Source organism: Emticicia fluvialis, from assembly GCF_024793945.1.
Taxonomy (GTDB): domain Bacteria; phylum Bacteroidota; class Bacteroidia; order Cytophagales; family Spirosomataceae; genus Emticicia; species Emticicia fluvialis.
This window is the reverse complement of the sequence record NZ_JANUSD010000001.1, coordinates 325,934-345,145: the sequence shown is the minus strand read 5'-3', so window position 1 is coordinate 345,145 and position 19,212 is coordinate 325,934. Positions and strand designations below refer to the sequence as shown.

The 19,212-nt window shown below is 40.4% G+C and carries 17 protein-coding genes; 11 read left to right on the top strand and 6 right to left on the bottom strand.

Translation table 11 applies throughout. The annotated features are described in order from the left end of the window. Nucleotides 1–123 precede the first annotated feature (123 nt). Both NZ848_RS01420 and NZ848_RS01415 read right to left on the bottom strand, forming a co-directional pair. On the bottom strand, nucleotides 124–726 hold the full coding sequence (locus NZ848_RS01420; protein ID WP_253533408.1) for a T9SS type A sorting domain-containing protein: 603 nt from the start codon (nucleotides 724–726) through the stop codon (nucleotides 124–126). 172 nt (nucleotides 727–898) lie between these two features. Next, nucleotides 899–2,530 carry an OstA-like protein gene (locus NZ848_RS01415; protein ID WP_259014070.1) on the bottom strand — a complete coding sequence of 544 codons (1,632 nt, stop codon included), beginning with the start codon at nucleotides 2,528–2,530 and terminating at the stop codon, nucleotides 899–901. 73 nt (nucleotides 2,531–2,603) lie between these two features. Between NZ848_RS01415 and tilS the strand changes: the two genes are divergently transcribed. The 8 genes from tilS to NZ848_RS01375 all read left to right on the top strand — a co-directional run bounded on the left by tilS (nucleotide 2,604) and on the right by NZ848_RS01375 (nucleotide 10,423). Further along, nucleotides 2,604–3,941 (top strand): tRNA lysidine(34) synthetase TilS, encoded by a 1,338-nt coding sequence (gene tilS / locus NZ848_RS01410; RefSeq protein WP_259014069.1) that lies wholly within the window; start codon nucleotides 2,604–2,606, stop codon nucleotides 3,939–3,941. 102 nt (nucleotides 3,942–4,043) lie between these two features. Continuing rightward, nucleotides 4,044–4,589 (top strand): RNA polymerase sigma factor, encoded by a 546-nt coding sequence (locus NZ848_RS01405; protein WP_259014068.1) that lies wholly within the window; start codon nucleotides 4,044–4,046, stop codon nucleotides 4,587–4,589. Further along, the gene (locus tag NZ848_RS01400; RefSeq protein ID WP_259014067.1) at nucleotides 4,579–5,154 is read left to right on the top strand and encodes a hypothetical protein; all 576 of its coding nucleotides are present in this window, start codon (nucleotides 4,579–4,581) and stop codon (nucleotides 5,152–5,154) included. Before NZ848_RS01405 ends, NZ848_RS01400 begins: the two co-directional genes overlap by 11 nt. Nucleotides 5,155–5,183: 29 nt before the next feature. Next, on the top strand, nucleotides 5,184–6,329 hold the full coding sequence (locus tag NZ848_RS01395) for a hypothetical protein (RefSeq protein ID WP_259014066.1): 1,146 nt from the start codon (nucleotides 5,184–5,186) through the stop codon (nucleotides 6,327–6,329). Nucleotides 6,330–6,350: 21 nt separating this feature from the next. Further along, nucleotides 6,351–7,211: an alpha/beta hydrolase gene (locus tag NZ848_RS01390; protein WP_259014065.1), complete on the top strand. Its 861-nt coding sequence runs from the start codon at nucleotides 6,351–6,353 to the stop codon at nucleotides 7,209–7,211. 114 nt (nucleotides 7,212–7,325) lie between these two features. Beyond that, the gene (locus NZ848_RS01385; RefSeq protein WP_253533394.1) at nucleotides 7,326–8,396 is read left to right on the top strand and encodes a M42 family metallopeptidase; all 1,071 of its coding nucleotides are present in this window, start codon (nucleotides 7,326–7,328) and stop codon (nucleotides 8,394–8,396) included. Between the two features lie 88 nt (nucleotides 8,397–8,484). Beyond that, the gene (locus NZ848_RS01380) at nucleotides 8,485–10,020 is read left to right on the top strand and encodes a glycosyltransferase family 39 protein (RefSeq protein WP_259014064.1); all 1,536 of its coding nucleotides are present in this window, start codon (nucleotides 8,485–8,487) and stop codon (nucleotides 10,018–10,020) included. A gap of 76 nt (nucleotides 10,021–10,096) precedes the next feature. Next, entirely contained in the window at nucleotides 10,097–10,423 is a 327-nt protein-coding gene (locus tag NZ848_RS01375) for a HesB/IscA family protein (protein ID WP_253533390.1), read from the top strand. A gap of 81 nt (nucleotides 10,424–10,504) precedes the next feature. On the opposite strand, the gene NZ848_RS01370 is transcribed toward NZ848_RS01375, so the two are convergent. The 3 genes from NZ848_RS01370 to NZ848_RS01360 all read right to left on the bottom strand — a co-directional run bounded on the left by NZ848_RS01370 (nucleotide 10,505) and on the right by NZ848_RS01360 (nucleotide 15,802). Beyond that, the gene (locus NZ848_RS01370) at nucleotides 10,505–11,740 is read right to left on the bottom strand and encodes a M16 family metallopeptidase (protein ID WP_259014063.1); all 1,236 of its coding nucleotides are present in this window, start codon (nucleotides 11,738–11,740) and stop codon (nucleotides 10,505–10,507) included. Nucleotides 11,741–11,840: 100 nt separating this feature from the next. After that, nucleotides 11,841–14,621: a CHAT domain-containing protein gene (locus NZ848_RS01365; RefSeq protein ID WP_259014062.1), complete on the bottom strand. Its 2,781-nt coding sequence runs from the start codon at nucleotides 14,619–14,621 to the stop codon at nucleotides 11,841–11,843. A 41-nt stretch (nucleotides 14,622–14,662) separates the two neighbouring features. Next, nucleotides 14,663–15,802, bottom strand: a complete 1,140-nt coding sequence (locus NZ848_RS01360; protein WP_259014061.1) for a hypothetical protein — start codon at nucleotides 15,800–15,802, stop codon at nucleotides 14,663–14,665. Nucleotides 15,803–16,402: 600 nt separating this feature from the next. Between NZ848_RS01360 and NZ848_RS01355 the strand changes: the two genes are divergently transcribed. From NZ848_RS01355 to ispF, 3 genes are all read left to right on the top strand, one after another. Next, entirely contained in the window at nucleotides 16,403–17,008 is a 606-nt protein-coding gene (locus tag NZ848_RS01355; RefSeq protein WP_253533382.1) for an RNA polymerase sigma factor, read from the top strand. 24 nt (nucleotides 17,009–17,032) lie between these two features. Beyond that, nucleotides 17,033–17,653 (top strand): hypothetical protein, encoded by a 621-nt coding sequence (locus tag NZ848_RS01350; protein WP_259014060.1) that lies wholly within the window; start codon nucleotides 17,033–17,035, stop codon nucleotides 17,651–17,653. 185 nt (nucleotides 17,654–17,838) lie between these two features. Continuing rightward, nucleotides 17,839–18,321 (top strand): 2-C-methyl-D-erythritol 2,4-cyclodiphosphate synthase, encoded by a 483-nt coding sequence (gene ispF, locus NZ848_RS01345; RefSeq protein WP_259014059.1) that lies wholly within the window; start codon nucleotides 17,839–17,841, stop codon nucleotides 18,319–18,321. Between the two features lie 94 nt (nucleotides 18,322–18,415). Here the strand turns inward: ispF and NZ848_RS01340 are convergent, their stop codons facing one another. Further along, complete coding sequence (locus NZ848_RS01340; RefSeq protein WP_259014058.1) at nucleotides 18,416–19,054, bottom strand: SanA/YdcF family protein; 639 nt, start codon at nucleotides 19,052–19,054, stop codon at nucleotides 18,416–18,418. Nucleotides 19,055–19,212 lie beyond the last annotated feature (158 nt).

Genomic DNA, 19,212 nt, shown 5'->3' with positions numbered 1-19,212 from the left:
TTAGAAATTTATGAAGTAACTGTTGCCGATAATATTTCTGCAAAAAAGCTACATTCTGTTTGCTTTTCCAAAAAAAAAGGGAAGCGGCAAACGCTTCCCTATCAATATATCTTTCAATAATGCTTAATTGTGTCTTACCAGTAGTTTTTTGGTAACCACTTTTTTATTATCTACCACCAGCTGATAAAGGTAAACGCCCGAGTCCCAATTGGTAGTGTTAACTTTCAATTTACGGTCGCTTTTATCTAATTCAAAACTGGCAATTTCGTTACCTAACAAGTTATAAAACGCCATGCTGGCATTATTAAGGTTGCCGGTTATTGAGTAATCAAAAACGGCAAAATCATTAGCCGGATTAGGATAAATATTTGAAACCGAAATTTTTTCGTTGGCAAACAATTTATCACTATGCTCGGTACCATTGGCAAGGGTTTTATCAGTATTAAAGGTAACTGCTTCTATTGTAGCTGCTTTAGCCCCCGGCTTCGACGAGCCGTTCAAAAGTGCATTCCTGAAGTATTGATTAACCGCAGCAGGTTTGTCCAGTCTAACTTCTTTTGGCATGGGTTTAGCCACAAAGCTCAGTTTCTGGGCATTCACTTTGGCGGCTGGTTTTTTACCGATATCCAAACGAGACTTCCCTTTCTCAACCTGAGCAAGGGCGTCGTTTGATAGCAGGGCTAAACCAATCAACACAAATATATATTTCCGTAAAACTTTTACCATACTTAAAATTAGAAACCTATTACAAAATTAGTTATGTGACGGAGTGGTATTATACAAATGTAAACAAGGCCGTAAAAAAAACCAACATATTTTTGATATAAGGACGATTTTTATGATCAAATGGTTGCAATAAGTTTTAAACTTTAACGTTTAAGACTTTTTTTAACATTTTTTAAGGATTCGGTACCTGTTTTGCCTTGGGTATTTCGCCTAAAACAGCCGCCTTGGTAGGCTTTTCACTCTCTCTCCAATTGAACCCGTCCAGCCGGTTGGCGCTGTTGGTCAGTTCTTTGGGCGGCACCAGTTTTGCATCGGGCTTACCTACAAAGGTGATTCGTTTTACCTGATTCTCTCTGAACCTAATATTCATTTTACTACATTCGACATGATTGACACCAATTAGTTTATTCTTGTCGTCTAACGCATAATAAATACTTTGTCCGTTGCCCTCTACAATTACTTGTTCAATGCGGGTTTCGTTATTAAACAAGGCTGTAATTTTTCTACCCTTTACCTGATTAAAATTCTGAGACGTATCTTTGGCAATCACAAATCCCTGGTTAACCATAAACATCTTGCTTACTTTTCCGTTCTTCATGTACACGTGAATGGTATCTGCTTCCGACTGATTCTGCGGGCTCCATAATATCGGTTTGGTAAAGAAATGAATTACCGAATCTTTAAGGTCATATAACAAAGAATCGCTCTTGCTCTGAATATCGGTTCTGTAAACCTGCACATTTCCGCTGGCAATCAGCTTTTCCATCTTTTTCTCGCGGCGGGCAGTATCTTTTCTGATTTTAGCCTTTTGGTCTACCGCTTCATAAGCATACAAAGTATCTGCTCTCAGGTAAAGTGTGTCTTTCTCAGAGCCATTGCGCATAATAGCATTACCGGTTATTTTGGTAAAACCGGTTTGCCCGTTTCTATCGGCCTTATTGCCTGTTAAAACCACTTTGTCTTTTTTTGACACCAACTCTACATTGCCCCTGGCCACGCCAGACTCTGTCTTCTGGTCAAACATCAGTGTATCGCCTACCAATGTATAATTTTCATTTACCACCTTAGACCTCCCCTTCAGGTTCGATTGCTGCGTTTGGGTATTGTAGGTACTGCCGCTGTTGGCCATAATATCACCATCTTTACTCTTTATGAGTGTGGGGGCTTTAAAAAGCGCCATTTTTGTTCTGGCGTTATACTGCAGGCTGTCGGTAGTAATGGTATATTTGGGGTTGTCTATCCTTACGTTGTCTTTATAATTAAAAATTTTAGAACGGGTATTATAAAAGCCCTTTTGACTGGTAAGCGTACTGGAATCCTGCACGATTACCCCCCAAACCGGATAATACGCCCTGTTTCGTGCCATTTCGTACTCCATAATTCGGGTAGTGAGTGTAACTTTAGAGTCTGTAAGCACTACTTTTCTACCTGTAACTCTGGCAAAACGTGTGTTGCCATCATAAAAAAGCGAATCGCCTGTTATGGTCAGGGTGTCTCCCTGCACTATTTTCACATTGCCAAAAGCCTCAATTGTGTTGGTAGCTTCATATTGAGTGGCCAGGTCGCAATACAAAACAGAGCCTTTGTGCTGAAACGCCACATGCCCCATAAACTGGCGGGTATCTGAGGGCTCCTGTTTAGAAAGCAACACGGAGTCGGCATGTTGTAATGTAATACGCGCTTTCGGGGCAGTAGGCGCTGGCGGGTTGAGTGGCTTCTGGGCATAAGATACAATGGCGCCGAACAAACAGAAAAACGTTAACAGTAATACACTGCCCGATTTGTTCAACTTAATTAATCTCATATTTTTCCGACCAATATTCAACATCTTGTATGCAATATTCTAATTTTGTCTGCAAAAGTACTTAAATAGGTTTATGCTTCATGCTTTCTTAACATATATTAACTCACAAAGTCTTTTCGAACCCACCGATAAAGTGCTGCTGGCTGTAAGCGGCGGCAAAGACTCTGTGCTGCTATTTGATTTGTTTCTTGAAGCAAAGTTTAATTTTGCCGTTGCCCATTGCAATTTCAGGTTGCGTGGCGAAGACTCAGACAAAGACGCCTTATTTGTGCAGCAATTATGTGAGCAAAATAGCGTGCCATTCTATACTGTTGCATTTGATACCCGGGCTTTTGCCAAAGCAAATAAATTATCTATTGAAATGGCGGCGCGACAAATGCGCTATGAATGGTTTGAACAGATAAGACTACAAACCGGAAGCCAATATATTGCCACGGCACATCATTTAAATGACAGCATTGAAACCATTCTGCTCAATCTTACCAAAGGTACAGGCATAGCTGGTTTAAGAGGTATACAGGCAAAAAAGCAATACCTCATCAGACCTTTGCTTTTTGCCTCGCGGGCAGATATTGAACAGTATATATCTGGCAAGGATTTAAAATGGCGGGAAGACAGCAGCAATGCCTCAAACGACTACCAACGTAATCTATTGCGCAATGAGGTGGTACCGCTTCTAAAGCAAATCAACCCCAATCTGGAGCAAACCTTTGCCCGTAATATTGAACGCCTGCAAGCGCTTGAAGGTATTTTTCTTGGTAGCCTTGATGCCTTCAGAAAAGCCGTTTTAAGTACCCAGGGCGATTCTATTCTTTTAAACATCAGTGCAATTCAAACGCAACAATCAGCCGCCTATTTGCTGGAAGAACTACTCAAGGAGTTTGGCTTTAATTATTTCCAATCAAAAGAAATATATCAGGCTTTAGGCAAACCTTCAGGCAAAACCTTTTATTCAGACACCCACACACTGGTAAAAGACCGTATGCATCTTATTATTACGGCAAACACAACTACAGATTTTGAAGAAGTTCAGATTCAAAAAGATGCTTCTGTTATTGAATACCATGGTTGGCAATTTAGAATTAGCAAAGTAACTGCTGAAGAATGGCGGGCTTATCTGGTTTCTGAAAAAAGCCCTGATGTATTATGGCTGGATGCCGACAAACTGGCATTCCCGCTGAGTATCCGCCGCTGGCAGGATGGCGACCGGTTTATTCCATTGGGCATGAAAGGCCAAAAGAAAGTGAGCGATTTTCTGGTAGACAAAAAAGTACCCCTGCCTCAGAAGAAGACTACCCTTGTGCTGACTTCCGGAAGCCTTATCGTCTGGCTGGTGGGCCACAGACCCGACGACCGATTTAAAATTACCCCTGCCACACAAGCATTTTTGAAAATCGAAATCGGTCAGTAAACACCGGTATTATACATTGTTTTCAAAATAAATTCTACCCCGGGCAACTTCTGCATCTATAACTGCATATATACTATTGAAAGCATTACTTAATACTACCTGATGCAGGAAACCATATTAATACAGGAACTGAAAAAACATAACCCGTTTGTACAAAAACGTGTGTATGACCGTTTCGTGAAGCGGATGTTCCGGTTGTGTGTAAGGTATGTGCAAGTAGAGGCAGATGCACAGGAATTACTGATGAACGGCTTTCTGAAATTTTTTAATGCTGTGGGCAGAATTGAGTACCGCGGCGAAAACACGTTGGAACCCTACCTTAAAAAACTGATGATTAATGAGTGCCTCATGTTTATCAGACAAAGAAAAATGAGCTGGGTAGCTATGGAAGAAATAAACGATGAAGAACCGTTCACCGATTTTTCTGCATTTGAAAGTTTTGCCGAAGAAGAGATTTATCAGTTGGTGCTAAAGTTGCCAGACGGCTACCGTACGGTTTTCAACCTCTATGCTATTGAGGGTTTCAGCCATAAAGAAATAGCCGACAAACTGAACATCAGCGAGAACACATCAAAAACGCAATTACATAAAGCACGTGGAATTTTACAGGACGGACTCTCAAAATTAGGCTATCATTATGGAACATAAACTAGATGAGTTCTTTCGTAAGAAAATAGCAGATACGGAAGACAATCTCCCCAAAGACTCAAGTTTCGACGAGGGTCTGTTCTGGGGAGAATTACAAAAAAACATGCATAAACCCCAACCCTTTGGCTGGTTAAAATGGGTTGCCATAGCTGCCTGTATGGCAGGTTTGGTTGTTTGGGCTTTATTGCTTAAAAAACCTGTGGTTCAACCTATTGAATACAATGCTGCAATAAAACCAACAAAACCAATTGTGCGGCCAAAAACAATTGCAGAGACGGTTGGCCCCAAACCAAAAACGCTTCAACAAAATCTGACTAAGAAATCATTTACAGCACCTGTAAAAGAGATAAAGCCTGAAATTGAAGTGATGACAGTCAGGATGCCGGAGCCTGTTATGGCTACTCATGCTATCAGGCAAGATTCTATTCATTTTCAGCTACCTGTAATGGCCGGCACCAAGCCTAAATTCAAGACGGTTCATGTCAACGAAATATCCAATACCGAAAACGAAGCTATTCCGCAACCTAAATTCAAAGTAAGATTCGCAGCCAGAAACCTGCCCTGATTAACTCATATATTTAAAAACAAACCATCATGTTACGAACACTCATTATTCTCTCAATGCTTCTCACGGGCATTGCTGCCGGAGGCATTTGCCAGACAAAAGCCCGATATGATACCATGACAGTGCTGGAAGGCATCCGCCCTCCTGTTCTGCTGCAAGACTTCGGTAAACGTTCAGATGTATTTCAGCAGCAGGATGTGATTAAAAATAACAATAAAGTAACCATTCATTTTGGCCATAAAAACAGGTTGCTGATTGATTTTCAAGGAAAAGAATTTGACTTAAAGCTGAATGCCGATTCACTTGTAAGGAATTTCTGGGCAGACTACCAATTGGTAAAAGGCAGTTTCAGAAAAGACGCCGTTAAGAAAATTACTTATTACGGACAGAACCAGTATGTAAGTGGTCGGCCGTTAATTGATGTGCTTTACTATACACAAAAAGAGGTACTGCAAATAGCGCCAGACAAAGAAGTGCATCAGGTACAGTTACTACAGGATACGCTCATACTGGTTAATTATCTCGACAAGGCAGCATCTGAACTCGTTAAATCACACAACAGGGTTTTCAAAACATATCCTCACCAGCAATTTGTTTTTGTGCTGAACAGCCTGGATGATATAGCGGACATCCTGGAGATTAATCTAAATCAGGCCATAATAGAAGCCGTTGAAAGAGCGCAAAATGAAAGAAAAGATGCTTACCCGTGGAAAACAGTAAAAGTAGAAAACGATGTGGTGAATCAGAAAATCAAGTCAGACGTAGTGGGGGCTGCACTATTAGATTTTCTGGAATTTCATGGAGACATAGGCGTAGGCACCTATCAGGATAAAATTGTTCCTTCAGCCACTTTGGGTATAAGCCTGGTGTCAAGCAGGTACCTTAAAAAAGGGTTTGTTCTTGGCGCTCAGGCCTATTTCCCTCACGAACGTAAGGCCGATAATACGTTTCAGTTCAGCACCAGATATATGCCTTTTGTGGGTATGACGTTTTTTACGAACAAGGGTAAAAAGAATGATTTAGACCTGAAAGCCGGAATATTTGCCGGCTATGCCGAAAAATCGCTTAAGCTATTCGCCTGGTATCAGGTCAATTCATATCTTAAACTACAGCCTGAAATCAATCTTTTTAGTAATCAATCACCCGTAGGGCTGCGTGTGGCTGTAGGATTTTAATGTAAATAAACTTAAAAACTCATGAAACTCTTCCCTTTAGTTTTAGTAGTCACAATCACTTTACATGCCTGTTCAGTTACAGACAAGGCTGATAAAGACAATTCCCAATCTCTTAAACACGAACACCACTTATATGCAGAAGCCGTAAAAGACTCCTTTAATATATCAGTTCAACTACCGGAAAAATATTACGAAAAGCCAACCGATAAATACCCGACAGTTTATGTGCTGGATGCCAACTTCTATTTCCCGATGCTGGCAGAAGTAGTAAAACAATATGAAACCGCCGGTTTGTTACCACCCATGATACTGGTGGGCATTGGATACAAATCTTTTGCAGCTATGGATTCTCTGCGGGAAAGAGATTACTTATATCCGGCAGCTATACCATCCGACGAAATGAAGAGTCCGGGTGGCGGTAAAAATTTCAACACTTTCATCACAAAACAGTTGATACCTCACATTGATACCCGTTTCCGAACCCAAACACAGCACCGGGCTTTATTAGGGCATTCGTTCGGAGGGTATTTTACATTGTATGCACTGTTGAATCAATTGAGCGCCAATACCACTGCTTTTGATAACATTGCATCAGCAAGCCCAAGTTTATGGTATAATAACTACTACCTTAATCAACTTACTGATGCCCTCAAAGACAGAAAAACTAAAAATCAATTGAGTATATTTATATCGGCAGGTGGCAAAGAAGACCGGCAATGGAACATCGAACCCGTGAAAAAACTGTCGCAGAATATCGCTGAATCCAAACTAACCAATGTCAATCTGCAATACAGCATTTATAATGACCTTGACCACATGGATACTGCTCTAATTACCTATATAAAAGCACTGCAAACCTTTTATAAAAAACCCGGCAGCTAATCTATAATGAGTGTAGCATCCAGTAATTTGGCGTTCCAAAATGCACTTTGTCCTGAGGTAAATTCACAATATTCTATACCTTTGTGAAAATTTTACACCAAAGGGTTAAAAATTATGGCAGAACCAAATATTGAATTTCTTTACAAATATTTAAACAATGCTTCACCTACCGGTTTTGAAGCATCAGGACAACAAATCTGGCTTGACTACGTAAAGCCTTACATTGATACGCAACTAATTGATGTTTACGGAACGGCAGTGGGCGTTATTAACCCCGGCCAACCATACAAGGTGGTTATAGAGGGGCATTCAGACGAGATATCGTGGTTTGTGAATTTCATAACAGAAGACGGTTACATTTATGTGCGCCGTAACGGTGGGTCCGACCACCAGATTGCACCGTCTAAAAGAGTAAATATTCATACACGCAAGGGTATTGTAAAGGGTATTTTCGGATGGCCGGCTATTCATGTGCGTGACTCAGCTACAGAAGAAAGACCATCGCTGAAAAACATCTTTATTGATGTAGGTGCAGCCAAAAAAGCAGAAGTAGAAGAAATGGGCATCCATGTAGGTTGTGTGATTACTTTTGAAGACACCCTGATGGAACTGAATAATAAGTTTTATGTAGGCCGCGCCTTAGACAACCGCATGGGTGGTTATATCATAGCCGAGGTAGCACGCAGGCTGAAAGAAAATAACATTCAGTTACCTTACACACTATATATTGTTAACTCGGTGCAGGAAGAAATCGGCCTTCGGGGCGCTGAAATGATTTCGCGCAGACTGAAACCCGATGTAGCTATTTGTTGCGATGTAACGCATGATACGCAGTCGCCGATGTATAACAAAAAAATGGATGGTGACATTGCCTGCGGTCGTGGCCCCGTTTTAACCTATGGCCCGGCAGTACAGAACAATTTGCTGAACTTCATGATTGATGTAGCCACAGAAAAGTCTATCTCTTTCCAGAGAGCTGCGGCAAGCCGCTCTACCGGCACTGATACCGATGCTTTCGCGTATTCGTCTGAAGGGGTAGCTTCGGCGCTTATTTCTCTGCCGCAAAAGTATATGCACACAACGGTAGAAATGTGCCATAAAGATGACATTCAGGCTTGTATTGATTTGTATTATGAGATTCTGCTGAAACTGGAAGCAGGACAGGATTTCAGCTATATCAAATAACTGCTGATACATAAAGAAAGCCACTCTTCATAAAAGGGTGGCTTTCTTTATGTATTTTTTTTAACTTGCTTCTGAAAAAGCTATACTTATGCAACCCAGATACATGAACTGGCTGATACCAGCCCTTGCCCTGCTTAAAATATGTTTTCACTTATGGTTTTATGATAGCCTTGAACCTCACCGGGACGAACTCCTGTATTTCTCTTTAGGTACGCATCCTGCGGCAGGTTATGCATCTGTGCCACCCTTGGTTGGCCTGCTTGCATTTTTACTCATGAAAACCATTGGTTTCTCTGCACTGGCTATTAAAATTATACCGGCTATATTAGGTGGGGCCATACTTTGGCTGAGTGCCAGTATCTGTAAAGAGCTGGGCGGCAAAACTTTTGCGCAGTTGTTAACAGTATTGGGTATTTTTCTTGCGCCGGTCTTTGTACGCCCTTTTTACCTCTATCAACCGGTTTGTTTTGATATTTTTTTCTGGACACTCCTGTTTTATTTTACCATTCTTTACCTGAAGTCAAAACAGGATAAATTTCTGATACTGATTGGAATAACTGCCGGCCTGGGTATTCTGAATAAACACCTTATTGTACTTTTGCTTATCAGCCTGATAATTGCCTTTTTAGTAAGCAATGAAAGAAAGCTGTTAAGCAAAAAGACATTCCTGTTTGCCATGCTCTTATGTATCGCCATTGCCTCGCCCAATATTGTCTGGCAATTAAGTAACGGGCTTTCAGGCATAAAGCACCTGAGCGCACTTAACAAACACCAGTTAGTGTACTTAGACCGCGCCAACTTCTTAAAAGAGCAGCTACTCATGCCGGGTATCTTTTTTCTGATTACCTGTGCAGGCTTTGGAGCCTTGCTTTTCTATAAACAACTAAAAAAATATCGCCTGTTGGCTGTTGCCATATTGGTGGTAATTATTGTTTTGCTGCTAGCTAAAGGCAAAGGTTATTATACCGCGGGCGTTTTCCCGCTATGCCTGGCCGCCGGAGCCGTTTGGTGGGAAAACCAACTTAAACAATGGTATTTAAGAGCAGCATTTAGCACTGTACTTGCAGGCCTCAGTGTTTTTCTGATACCTATGGGAATACCCACTGATACGCCTGAGAATCTGGCCGTGTACTTTAAAAATTTTACTAGCAAATATGGTATGGAAGGCCTACTGAGGCATGAAGACGGTAAAATTCATGAATTACCTCAGGACTACTCAGATATGCTGGGCTGGGAAGAATTGACAAAGATTACTGCCGATGGGTATGCCCGGATTAATGACAAAAGCCGAATACTTATTTATTGCGAAAACTACGGGCAGGCTTCAGCTGTTAACATTTTAGGCAAAAAATACGGATTACCGGAACCTGTAAGTTTTTCTGATAATTATTATTTCTGGGCTCCAAGAAACATACCTGCCACAACAGATACTTTTATTTATATAAATGACGAACCGGGAGAGGATATCGGGCAACTTTTTACTGATATACAACTGGTTGGCAAAATAAGCAACCCGCTGGCGCGCGAATACGGCACACAGGTATATTTATGCCGAAACCCACGCACCAGCTTCAGCCAATTCTGGAACAAGCGTGTAAAAGAAATAGAAAGTCCGTTCCATTAATTGTATATTTACGAAACTTTTCGATGCCCGGTGTCGTTTTTAAGACAGCATTAAAACAATTAACCTTTGAAAAGGTATGGTAACTGTAACAGAAATAGCAAAAAACAAGATTATTGAGCTAAGACAAAAAGATGGCTTAAATGATAACCATGGTGTGAGAGTGGCAGTAGAAGGTGGCGGCTGCTCAGGTTTAATGTATGACCTGAAATTTGATTTTGAAATCCGCCCTAACGACCATATTTTTGAAAACAACGGTATTAAAGTATTTGTAGATAAAAAAAGCCTTTTGTATCTGGTAGGTACCGAACTGGATTATTCTGATGGCCTTAATGGTAAAGGGTTTCAGTTTAAAAACCCTAATGCCTCACGCACCTGTGGCTGTGGCGAAAGTTTCGCCGTCTGACAGGCTACTGAACGATAAATAAAATTGCGCCATGCTTTTTACCTTTGGGTATAGCATGGCGCAATTGTTTTATTTAGTATATCAATTGGCTCTGTAATACATGGTAGAGCAGTTTTCTTTTCTAAGTATGTGCTTTGCCATGGTTTGCAGCGACTCAGGCGTTACGGCTGCAATTTTATCTGCATCCTGATTACACCAATCGGCATTGCCTGCGTTGGCTGCAAAAGCCAGGTTCATAGCTCTGTTAAGTAATTCTACCTCTGCAAAAGCCAATGTTGACTCGCTCTGGTTCTTTACTTTCTGCAACTCACCCGCATCAACCTTATTATCTATCAGCTCACCAAGTATTTCTTCAATGGCAGCATCTGCTGCTTCCATAGCTACCCCTTCATTCAGATTCCCCTGAATAATCAGCAAACCAGGGTCAAGCGAGGCTGTTATGTATGCAGAAACATTATTAAACAACTGTTTTTCCTTTACAAGTGTTGTATAAAGCCTTGAAGACTTACCTCTGCCCAATATATCGCTCAGCAAGTCGGCATTATAAAAGTCAGGGTCAAAACGCCCCGGCATGTGATAAGCCTTGTAAATAGCATCTAAAGGTACCTTGGCCGAAGTTTCAATAAACTTATGCCGGGTCTGTAACGTCTCCTGTGGTAAATTTCTATTATACTTCTCTCCTGCCGGTATCGGCTCAAACCACTTTTCGCATAAATACTTCACTTGTGCCACTGTTATGTCGCCTGCTACTACCAATATGGCGTTGTTAGGCAGGTAATATTTAAAAAAGAAAGCCTTTACATCTTCCATGGTGGCTTCTTCAATATGGCTAATCTCTTTTCCGATGGTTGCCCATCGGTATGGATGCTTTTCGTAAACCAGTGGGCGCAATTTCAACCAAACGTCTCCGTAAGGCTGATTAAGGTATCTCTGTTTAAACTCTTCAATAACCACTTTACGTTGCACCTCAAGCACTTTTTCATCGAAAGAGAGACTCATCATACGGTCCGACTCCAGCCAGAAGGCCGTCTCGATATTCTTGGCAGGCAATGTGATGTAATAATTGGTTATATCTGGCGACGTAAAAGCGTTATTTTCTCCGCCTACTTTTTGAAGTGGCTCGTCATAGGCCGGAATATTCTTTGACCCACCAAACATCAGATGCTCAAAAAGATGAGCAAAGCCGGTTTTATTTTCATCTTCATCCCTCGACCCTACATTGTAAAGAATATTCACAGCCGCCATTGGGGTGGTGTGATCTTCATGCACGTATACTTCCAGACCGTTCTTCAGGGTAAAATGCTCGTAGCTTATCATTCGGTTGCGTTTTATTTGAACATATCAATCACGATATGGTATATAACATCAATCACAAATGTAAGGTTTCTGATGCAGGTTCAAAATGCAGAATGACTATTTATCTGGATAGATTTGAGAAAAAGGCCGCTATCGGGCGTCTTAACCAATACATGGCTATCATAATAACACCAAATGAACCCAGCCATAGGTAAAAGACGTAGTCTGATGAGATATGAATAACTGAAGATTTACCAATCAATATAAAATTAGACCAGTAAAAAGGATGGTCTGATTCGGTTTTTATTAAATCTATTTTTGATAATCTGACAGCCTCATCAGTAGGATACCCCTGTTTCAGATAATAATAAAATCTTTTAGACAATTGGGCAATGCTTTCATCATGGGCATTCCACAAGGTAGTAATTACAGATGGACACCCCGCAAACTGAAAAGCCCTTGCCAGACTGATTATACCCTCTCCTTTTCTTATTTTTCCTTTGCCGGTTTCGCAGGCGCTTAGCACCACAAGTTGGGTATTGTCAAGCGAAAGATTATACAGCTCTGGTGTATAAAGCTTGAAATCCTTTCCCTCAGGATACAAGGCGATAAACGATTTCAGGGGTTCGGCGTCGTCAACCTGTGCATGGGTTGCAAAGTGGATAATGCCCTTATTTCTGTAAGTTTCTTCAAAATTAAGCTTGGTTGCTTTGTTATCGCGGTATATCTGGCCGCTAATGCCCCCTATTTCATCGGCAGAGGCCGACAAAGTCTTGAATCCTTTATCACGGTAGTCACCGGCCTGCCCTCCATCGCTAAAAGGGGCATAGGCAATAATATCAGCTTTTGATTTTCTGATGGTGCCATCAAACTGAAGCGAGGCAGAGTTTGCATAAGATATGGTATAGTCAAACAACAGGTAATCTCCTTTCCCCTTTTTCTCAAGAATCTCAAATGGCAAAAAACCCAGAATATCATGTCTTGCTACAATGAGTTTCTTCGATTTTCTGAGCATTACTTCTACAGGTGCAAGCAGGTCATTATAAACCTGTCTGGCAAGTGCATGGCCCTTATAGGCATCAATATTAGGTGGGGTATTTACTTTTTTGTACAGGTCAAGTACATCATTACTAATTTTGAAGGAATTGTTGTTTTTAATGATAGCGTATGAATTTCTGTCTGCTACCAGATAATAAAGAGCGTTTTCGCCAAGAAAATAACTAATAAAAGCTGTGCTGTTATCTATTTTCTGTTGGGTTTCTTTGAGCGAAATCAGGTAGTCGTCATACTTGAGCTTATAGTAATTCTTTGATGTCTGCTCAATTTTCTTGGTCAGGTGATTCAGCTGAATTTTTGTATCTGACAAATCAGACAATGTTTTTTCATTGCCTGACTCCAAAAGTCTGATTTGCAACTTTACAATTTTCTGCCTTAAGGTGGCTTCCTGGTTCAACAAATCTTCATCAATTTCTTTGGGCCGTATTTTCTGGCTCTTCAGGGCATCCCACAAAGCTGCAGATTTACTGGCTTCCATGGCAAAAAAGAATTTCTCGGCCCACTCATCTGACCTCGACAAACGCCATTGCTCATAAATTTTAGCCAATGCTTTTTCATAGATCGGATACACCTTTTCAGTATAAAACAACTTTGACTCCGGCATGTCGAAGGTTTTTCTGAGATGTGCTGCAAACTTAATGGCCTCCAGATACGTGTCGGCCGATAACGCTGGTTTCGACGCGGCCAGCAGGTCAGCACGTTGGTCAAGCGCTATAAAAAACTCTTGTGGGGCATTGACGGCATCAAACTCGGTATACCTTTTTTTATTTGGCTGCGCATAAGAAGTATCGGCGGCCAGCAGGGCATTAGAGGTATGGTAAAGCGCAAGCTCTACATTTCCTTTTTTTTGATATACCTCGCTTAAGCCATTCTCAATGCGGGCAACCTGCATGCCTTGTTTATGATGAAAAATTCGCTCAAAATCTTTCAGTGCACTTTTGTAGGTTCTTTCTGTTTTGTCAAGTTCATTCAATTTAAAGTAAGACTCGGCACGGTTAATCTGGATATTTACCCAAAGCCGGGGTTGCTTTTCAGTAGAATTTCTGTAGAATTTTTCGGCATCGGCAAAAGCCTGAAGGGCCTCGGCTGGTTTATCCATCTGGTTGTAACAACGGCCGATAGACACGTAAACAATAGAGGTCCGGTCATTACTTTCAGCTAACGGAAGCGCCTCTTTTAACAGGCTCAGTGCATTTTCGTATTGCTTTTTTTCTCTGTAATACTTAGCCATATTGCTAAGCACGGCATATTGGTTAAGTGTAATTTTCTCCTGAAGAGCAATTTGCCTTGCCTGCTGAAAATAGTAGAAGCTTTGTTCGGTATCGCCCAGGTCATCAATTAAACGGCCATAGTTACTAAGAAAGGTAATAATAAATGCAGGTATTTCTTTCTGAAGATTTTTGTGCTGTAAAAAAAAATCGTACCCTTTTTTGAAATGCTTTTCAGCCAGACCAAGTTTGGTAGGTATTCGGCGGTAATACTCCGACAACTCGGCATTTAACTCAAAAAAGAGTACGTTCCGCTTCTGTCCATTAATATATTTCAGATCATCTAAACCTTCAAGAATTACCTTTGCTGCTTCTTCGTAATCATCGTTAATTACGTAGATGTCTACAGCAGTGAACAAGTAAAGGTCTATGTAATTCTCAAAGTCTTTATCGGTAAATAATTTTTTCTGAAGGTTTTTGTACACTTGTCTGGCTTTAGCCGGGGTAATTTGTTGGTTATTCAGCTTAGAAGACACCTCATATCTTAGCTTCTGAATCTGCCCTGCGTTCCCTTGAGGCTGCGCCCAGGCGGTCAGTATAGATACAGCAAATACTGATATAAGAATATACTTTCTCATATTAAACTAAATTATTTCCGAATTTCCAACTATAATACACATCAATTAGTAGTATCAAAACCGTCTTCTGTACCTGCTGTTGGAGGCGGTACTTTTGGAGGCGGGTCAGATGCCCTTAACTTGGAAGTAGCAGCTGATGTAGCCGAGAAATCTAAGGTTGAAGGAATATTGGCATTCAAGGCTTTCATGTAATATTCGCTCAGGTAAGAATTGCGGTTGCGCACTTTACCATTAGCATCGTAATATTTCTTTACATTGGCCTTGCTAGGGCGATGCGTAAAAATTCTGATGCGGTAATTAGGAAGGTCTTTAGACTTGGCAATAAAATAAATGATCCCGTAATTACTTTCTGGTCTTTTCCCTGAAGGGAATGTCAATATGCCATCGTTAACAGCAAACCAAGGAGACGAACTAACCACAGTATACAACTTAGGGTTCAGGTTCATAGCCGTATATAGGTTAACAGACGATTTTGGCGTAACGAGGTCGTCAAGAAAATTGGCAAAGCCATTATATTTTTCAATAAAAACCTTGTTCTGGAACTTATAGGCCTTCATGCCCAGGATAGTTCCTTCCTTGCGCTCAAAATCACCGGCTTCTCTTACGTTATAAGTCAGGTCAGCGTCGTTAGACTCTGTTATGATATCAACCGGCTGGGTGTAAGTAGTTGGTTTTTCCCATTGGCAACGGTTAATAAGGTTCAAAAGCTCGTTCTGAGGAAGCAACTGAAGTTTTAAGGGCAGCGGTGAATCAAAAACTACCACATCCTGATTATCCAGTATAAATCCGTTGGGTTGCTTACCCCCGATCTTGATAGTTCCGATTCCGTTATCAGCCGGTTTGAAAGTTCCGGGGCTCATCGCCGAAAACAAAGTACCTGAAACAGATTTAGAGGCTCCCAAAGTAAAAGATTCCACAGTAGCTAGCTGCGCACTTGTGTATCCTTCGTCTCCGCAACCCACACACCGCCAGGTTGTTCCGTCAAATACTCTCACAACGCCATAAGTAACATCAAAAACCATCATGCCCGACCGTGGAGACTCCATCACCATGATGTCGCTGTTTTTCAACACGGGCAGCTGTACGTTAGCCATCGGGCCAGCAGTAATAACGGTAGCTTGAGAAAAACTATTAAAGTGAATAGCAAGCAGCAAAAACAAAAAAGGTATAGTATTTTTCATTACATCTTATTAATTAAAATGTTTACAAAGTTAAGGATTTGGCGATTATACAGGTATTGAAACAAATATCTTCAATTTTTGTTGGAAGGAAAACTTTGTTGCCACTTTTTTTACATATAACTTTGAACAAAGTCAATGTCCCCCCATTTCGAGACGAAATAAGGGGGATTCTTGAACTAATTAACCCTAACCCTAGTAAAATTTTGGGTGAGGGGATGGTTTTAATGGCTATAGAGTATTTGTATGTTTTAATATCAGCAGTGGGTGGATTTGTAACCATAGATTTTATTTTTTTTCAATTTTTTAGCCATTATGCAAAACTGGTAAAGTACTATGTGTAGATTTAGTACTTCATAAACTTTGGTCTTTAATATAAGCAGACCGGGATTTTGTAACTTTATTTTTTATTTTTTTATTTCTTTGATAGATAGTGAATTGTTTTATATAATTTTAGCCTTAAATTTAGGTCGAAATCAATTTGTCAGAAGCTATCAAAGTAAACAATATCATTGAGTGATCGCTTTACTTAAACACAAGCCTTTAAAAAAACTCTCGGCTATGGTTACATTAAGGGGGGGGATTGATATTAATAACTGAAATATGATTCTTGGTTTACCTAAACACCCGTCAGATGAATCGATAGTTGAGGGGATTCTGGCAGGTGGACGCAAAGAACATGAGGCGTTAATAGCACTATATAAGAAATTTCATGTTTCGCTGGAAAGGTTTATTGTCCACCGAAGCACTGGAAGGGATTATGCTAAACAACCGGAAGACATAATTTGGGAAGCAATTGAAGCTTTTGTTGTGAACGTAAAAAAAGGGTCATTTACTCTAAAAGATGCTACTTTAGAGACTTATCTTAAAAGTATTTGTAAAAATTTATGGTTCAGATACGTATCGCAGGAAACCTCCAGAGAAGAACGTCATAACCGTTATATGGCTGAATGGGACAAGCTGGAAGATGACGTAAACGATATGTTGATTGAAAAAGAAAATTGGGAATACTATATAAGCCTTGTTAATAAGCTCGGCAAAAATTGTCGTCAGATTCTTGAAATGCGTTTAGTAGACGGCTTGTCAATGCAGGAAGTATCAAAAAAACTAATAGAAAATGGTACTTTTGAAAATGACCAGACAGTACGCAACGCAAAAAGTAAGTGTCTGAAAAAAATTATGGAAATGATATCCTCTAATCATCAATAAATTTCTTTAAAAACTATGGATGGTATGCTGCAAAATCAGATTGAAGATTATGTGACGGGCACGATGGCGGAGAAAGAAAAACAGGCATTTGAAAACCAGCTGAAGATTAATCAAGCCCTTTACGAACAGGTTCAGGAACTGAAACGTGTGAAAGAAAGCCTTTTAAGAGCTAGTGTAAGGGCCACAGTAAGTCAGGTTCGTAAAGATGTACACAAACCTAAAAAAGGTTTGGCCTATGTTTTTGGCTCTTTCAGTGCGGCCGCGGCTATTCTTTTCTTTTTGCTTTCTACTTCTGTTACTTTTTCTTCAAAAAAATTCGATTATCGCGGTGATGAAGAAATCGTAAATGTTGAAACCCAGACCAGAGCCAATGACTATGAAAGAGCATCGGCAATGGTAGAAAACGGTAAGAACCTTTCTGAAGCCATCAAGATTCTTGAACACCTGAGGGTTGATGAAAACGTTAGCAAAAACTTCCAGAACGAATCTAAATGGATGCTTGTGGTGGCCTATCTGCAAACAGGTGAGGCAGAAAAAGCCGAGAAGATATTTGACGAGGTTAAGTGGGAAGACACCGGAAGACCATTCTCTACCTGGGAAATAACCAAAATTCACTGGCAAATATTCTGGGGTAAGATTATCTGACATTCGTAGTTAAGACATACAAAACATATCAGGCAACGCTAAGTCAGTTGCCTGATATGTTTTTTTTATACCCGCTTGCCGGCTGCTGATTGAAAGAAGCCAAATTTGATTCAGATTAGCCGGTTAATAGATAAATTAGTAGTTTTACGGCAATTTATAAGACAAGATTATTTAAAACATTGAATATGAATATAAGAGTAGGGCAAGGTTATGACGTGCATCAGCTGGGTGAAGGCTACGATTTATGGCTCGGAGGAGTTAAAATACCACATAGTGTAGGTTCGGTTGGGCATTCAGATGCCGACGTGCTTTTGCATGCCATCTGTGATGCACTTTTAGGCGCCGCAGCTATGGGCGACATTGGCAAACACTTTAAAAACACCGACCCCCGCTGGAAAGGAATAGACAGCAAGATTTTACTTAAAATTGTAACAGAAATGCTCAACAAAGAGGGTTATCTGATTGGCAACATTGATTCAACAGTTTGCCTGCAGGAACCCAAAATCGGGAAGTATATTCCAGACATGGTAAAGGCCATTGCTGATGTTACCAGACTATCAGAAGACCGCATATCAATAAAAGCTACAACTACTGAAGAAATGGGCTTTGTAGGCAGAAAAGAAGGGCTGGAAGCCCACGCTATTGCCCTAATCTATAAAAATGCTTAACATTTAATGTAGACCCTCTTCAAAAGAACTCAGGAATAGTTCAGCTTAGCACTGAGTTCTTTTTTTAACCAACAAAACAACTGCATTTGATGCCTTAATCCGGCAAATTTATTTTTTCACCCAAAAACTTTGGCTCTTTGGCCATCAGGTAGTCAACAAATACTTTTACTCTGGCAAGTTTCTCTCTGGCCATTACTCCCTCTGCTATTACATCCTCTGCATTAAAACCATAAGCTACAATACCCTCTTTTGACGCAATGTAAATGGCTCTTTCGTTATGAAACAATTGTGAAATAACCGTTACAGAATCCTGTCCGAATATTTTTTTAAGCCTTACCATAGAATCAAAGGTTCTGAATCCGGCATAATCAAGATAAATACGGGTAGAATCAACACCGGCCTTTACCAAATCTTCACGCATCATTTCTGGTTCATTATAATCCTTTCTACTATTATCGCCACTAATAATCAGATACCTCACTTTGCCAGCCTTTAACAAACTGGCAGCAGCCGCAATTCTTTTTGTGTAATACGGGTTAAGCCACCCTTCTCTTTTGATAAACTTGCCGGTTCCTAAAAGCAGACCTACTCTGTTATACGGAACCTCATCTACTTTTGAAAAGAGCCTTCCTTTTGCCTGGGTTTTGATTACTGAATCACATACGTATATAGATATAATTGCCAGGGTAATAACTGCCAGCAAAAACAGACTAATCAGCTTTTTCTTTTTCATAATAGCTTAACCAAGAATTGAAATATAATATCGTTAAAGCAAACCCGGCACCGTTAACCACCGGCTATACAACCAACTGATGGGATAACAACTTTATTACTAAATAAAGTAATATTACCCTCAATGGTATATTCTTCTGCCATAATTTTATCTTTTTC

Bases quoted from the DNA above. Each gene is read 5' to 3' on its own strand.
- NZ848_RS01420 (WP_253533408.1), bottom strand. From the start codon at position 726: ATGGTAAAAGTTTTACGGAAATATATATTTGTGTTGATTGGTTTAGCC.
- NZ848_RS01415 (WP_259014070.1), bottom strand. From the start codon at position 2,530: ATGAGATTAATTAAGTTGAACAAATCGGGCAGTGTATTACTGTTAACG.
- tilS (WP_259014069.1), top strand. From the start codon at position 2,604: ATGCTTCATGCTTTCTTAACATATATTAACTCACAAAGTCTTTTCGAA.
- NZ848_RS01405 (WP_259014068.1), top strand. From the start codon at position 4,044: ATGCAGGAAACCATATTAATACAGGAACTGAAAAAACATAACCCGTTT.
- NZ848_RS01400 (WP_259014067.1), top strand. From the start codon at position 4,579: ATGGAACATAAACTAGATGAGTTCTTTCGTAAGAAAATAGCAGATACG.
- NZ848_RS01395 (WP_259014066.1), top strand. From the start codon at position 5,184: ATGTTACGAACACTCATTATTCTCTCAATGCTTCTCACGGGCATTGCT.
- NZ848_RS01390 (WP_259014065.1), top strand. From the start codon at position 6,351: ATGAAACTCTTCCCTTTAGTTTTAGTAGTCACAATCACTTTACATGCC.
- NZ848_RS01385 (WP_253533394.1), top strand. From the start codon at position 7,326: ATGGCAGAACCAAATATTGAATTTCTTTACAAATATTTAAACAATGCT.
- NZ848_RS01380 (WP_259014064.1), top strand. From the start codon at position 8,485: ATGCAACCCAGATACATGAACTGGCTGATACCAGCCCTTGCCCTGCTT.
- NZ848_RS01375 (WP_253533390.1), top strand. From the start codon at position 10,097: ATGGTAACTGTAACAGAAATAGCAAAAAACAAGATTATTGAGCTAAGA.
- NZ848_RS01370 (WP_259014063.1), bottom strand. From the start codon at position 11,740: ATGATAAGCTACGAGCATTTTACCCTGAAGAACGGTCTGGAAGTATAC.
- NZ848_RS01365 (WP_259014062.1), bottom strand. From the start codon at position 14,621: ATGAGAAAGTATATTCTTATATCAGTATTTGCTGTATCTATACTGACC.
- NZ848_RS01360 (WP_259014061.1), bottom strand. From the start codon at position 15,802: ATGAAAAATACTATACCTTTTTTGTTTTTGCTGCTTGCTATTCACTTT.
- NZ848_RS01355 (WP_253533382.1), top strand. From the start codon at position 16,403: ATGATTCTTGGTTTACCTAAACACCCGTCAGATGAATCGATAGTTGAG.
- NZ848_RS01350 (WP_259014060.1), top strand. From the start codon at position 17,033: ATGCTGCAAAATCAGATTGAAGATTATGTGACGGGCACGATGGCGGAG.
- ispF (WP_259014059.1), top strand. From the start codon at position 17,839: ATGAATATAAGAGTAGGGCAAGGTTATGACGTGCATCAGCTGGGTGAA.
- NZ848_RS01340 (WP_259014058.1), bottom strand. From the start codon at position 19,054: ATGAAAAAGAAAAAGCTGATTAGTCTGTTTTTGCTGGCAGTTATTACC.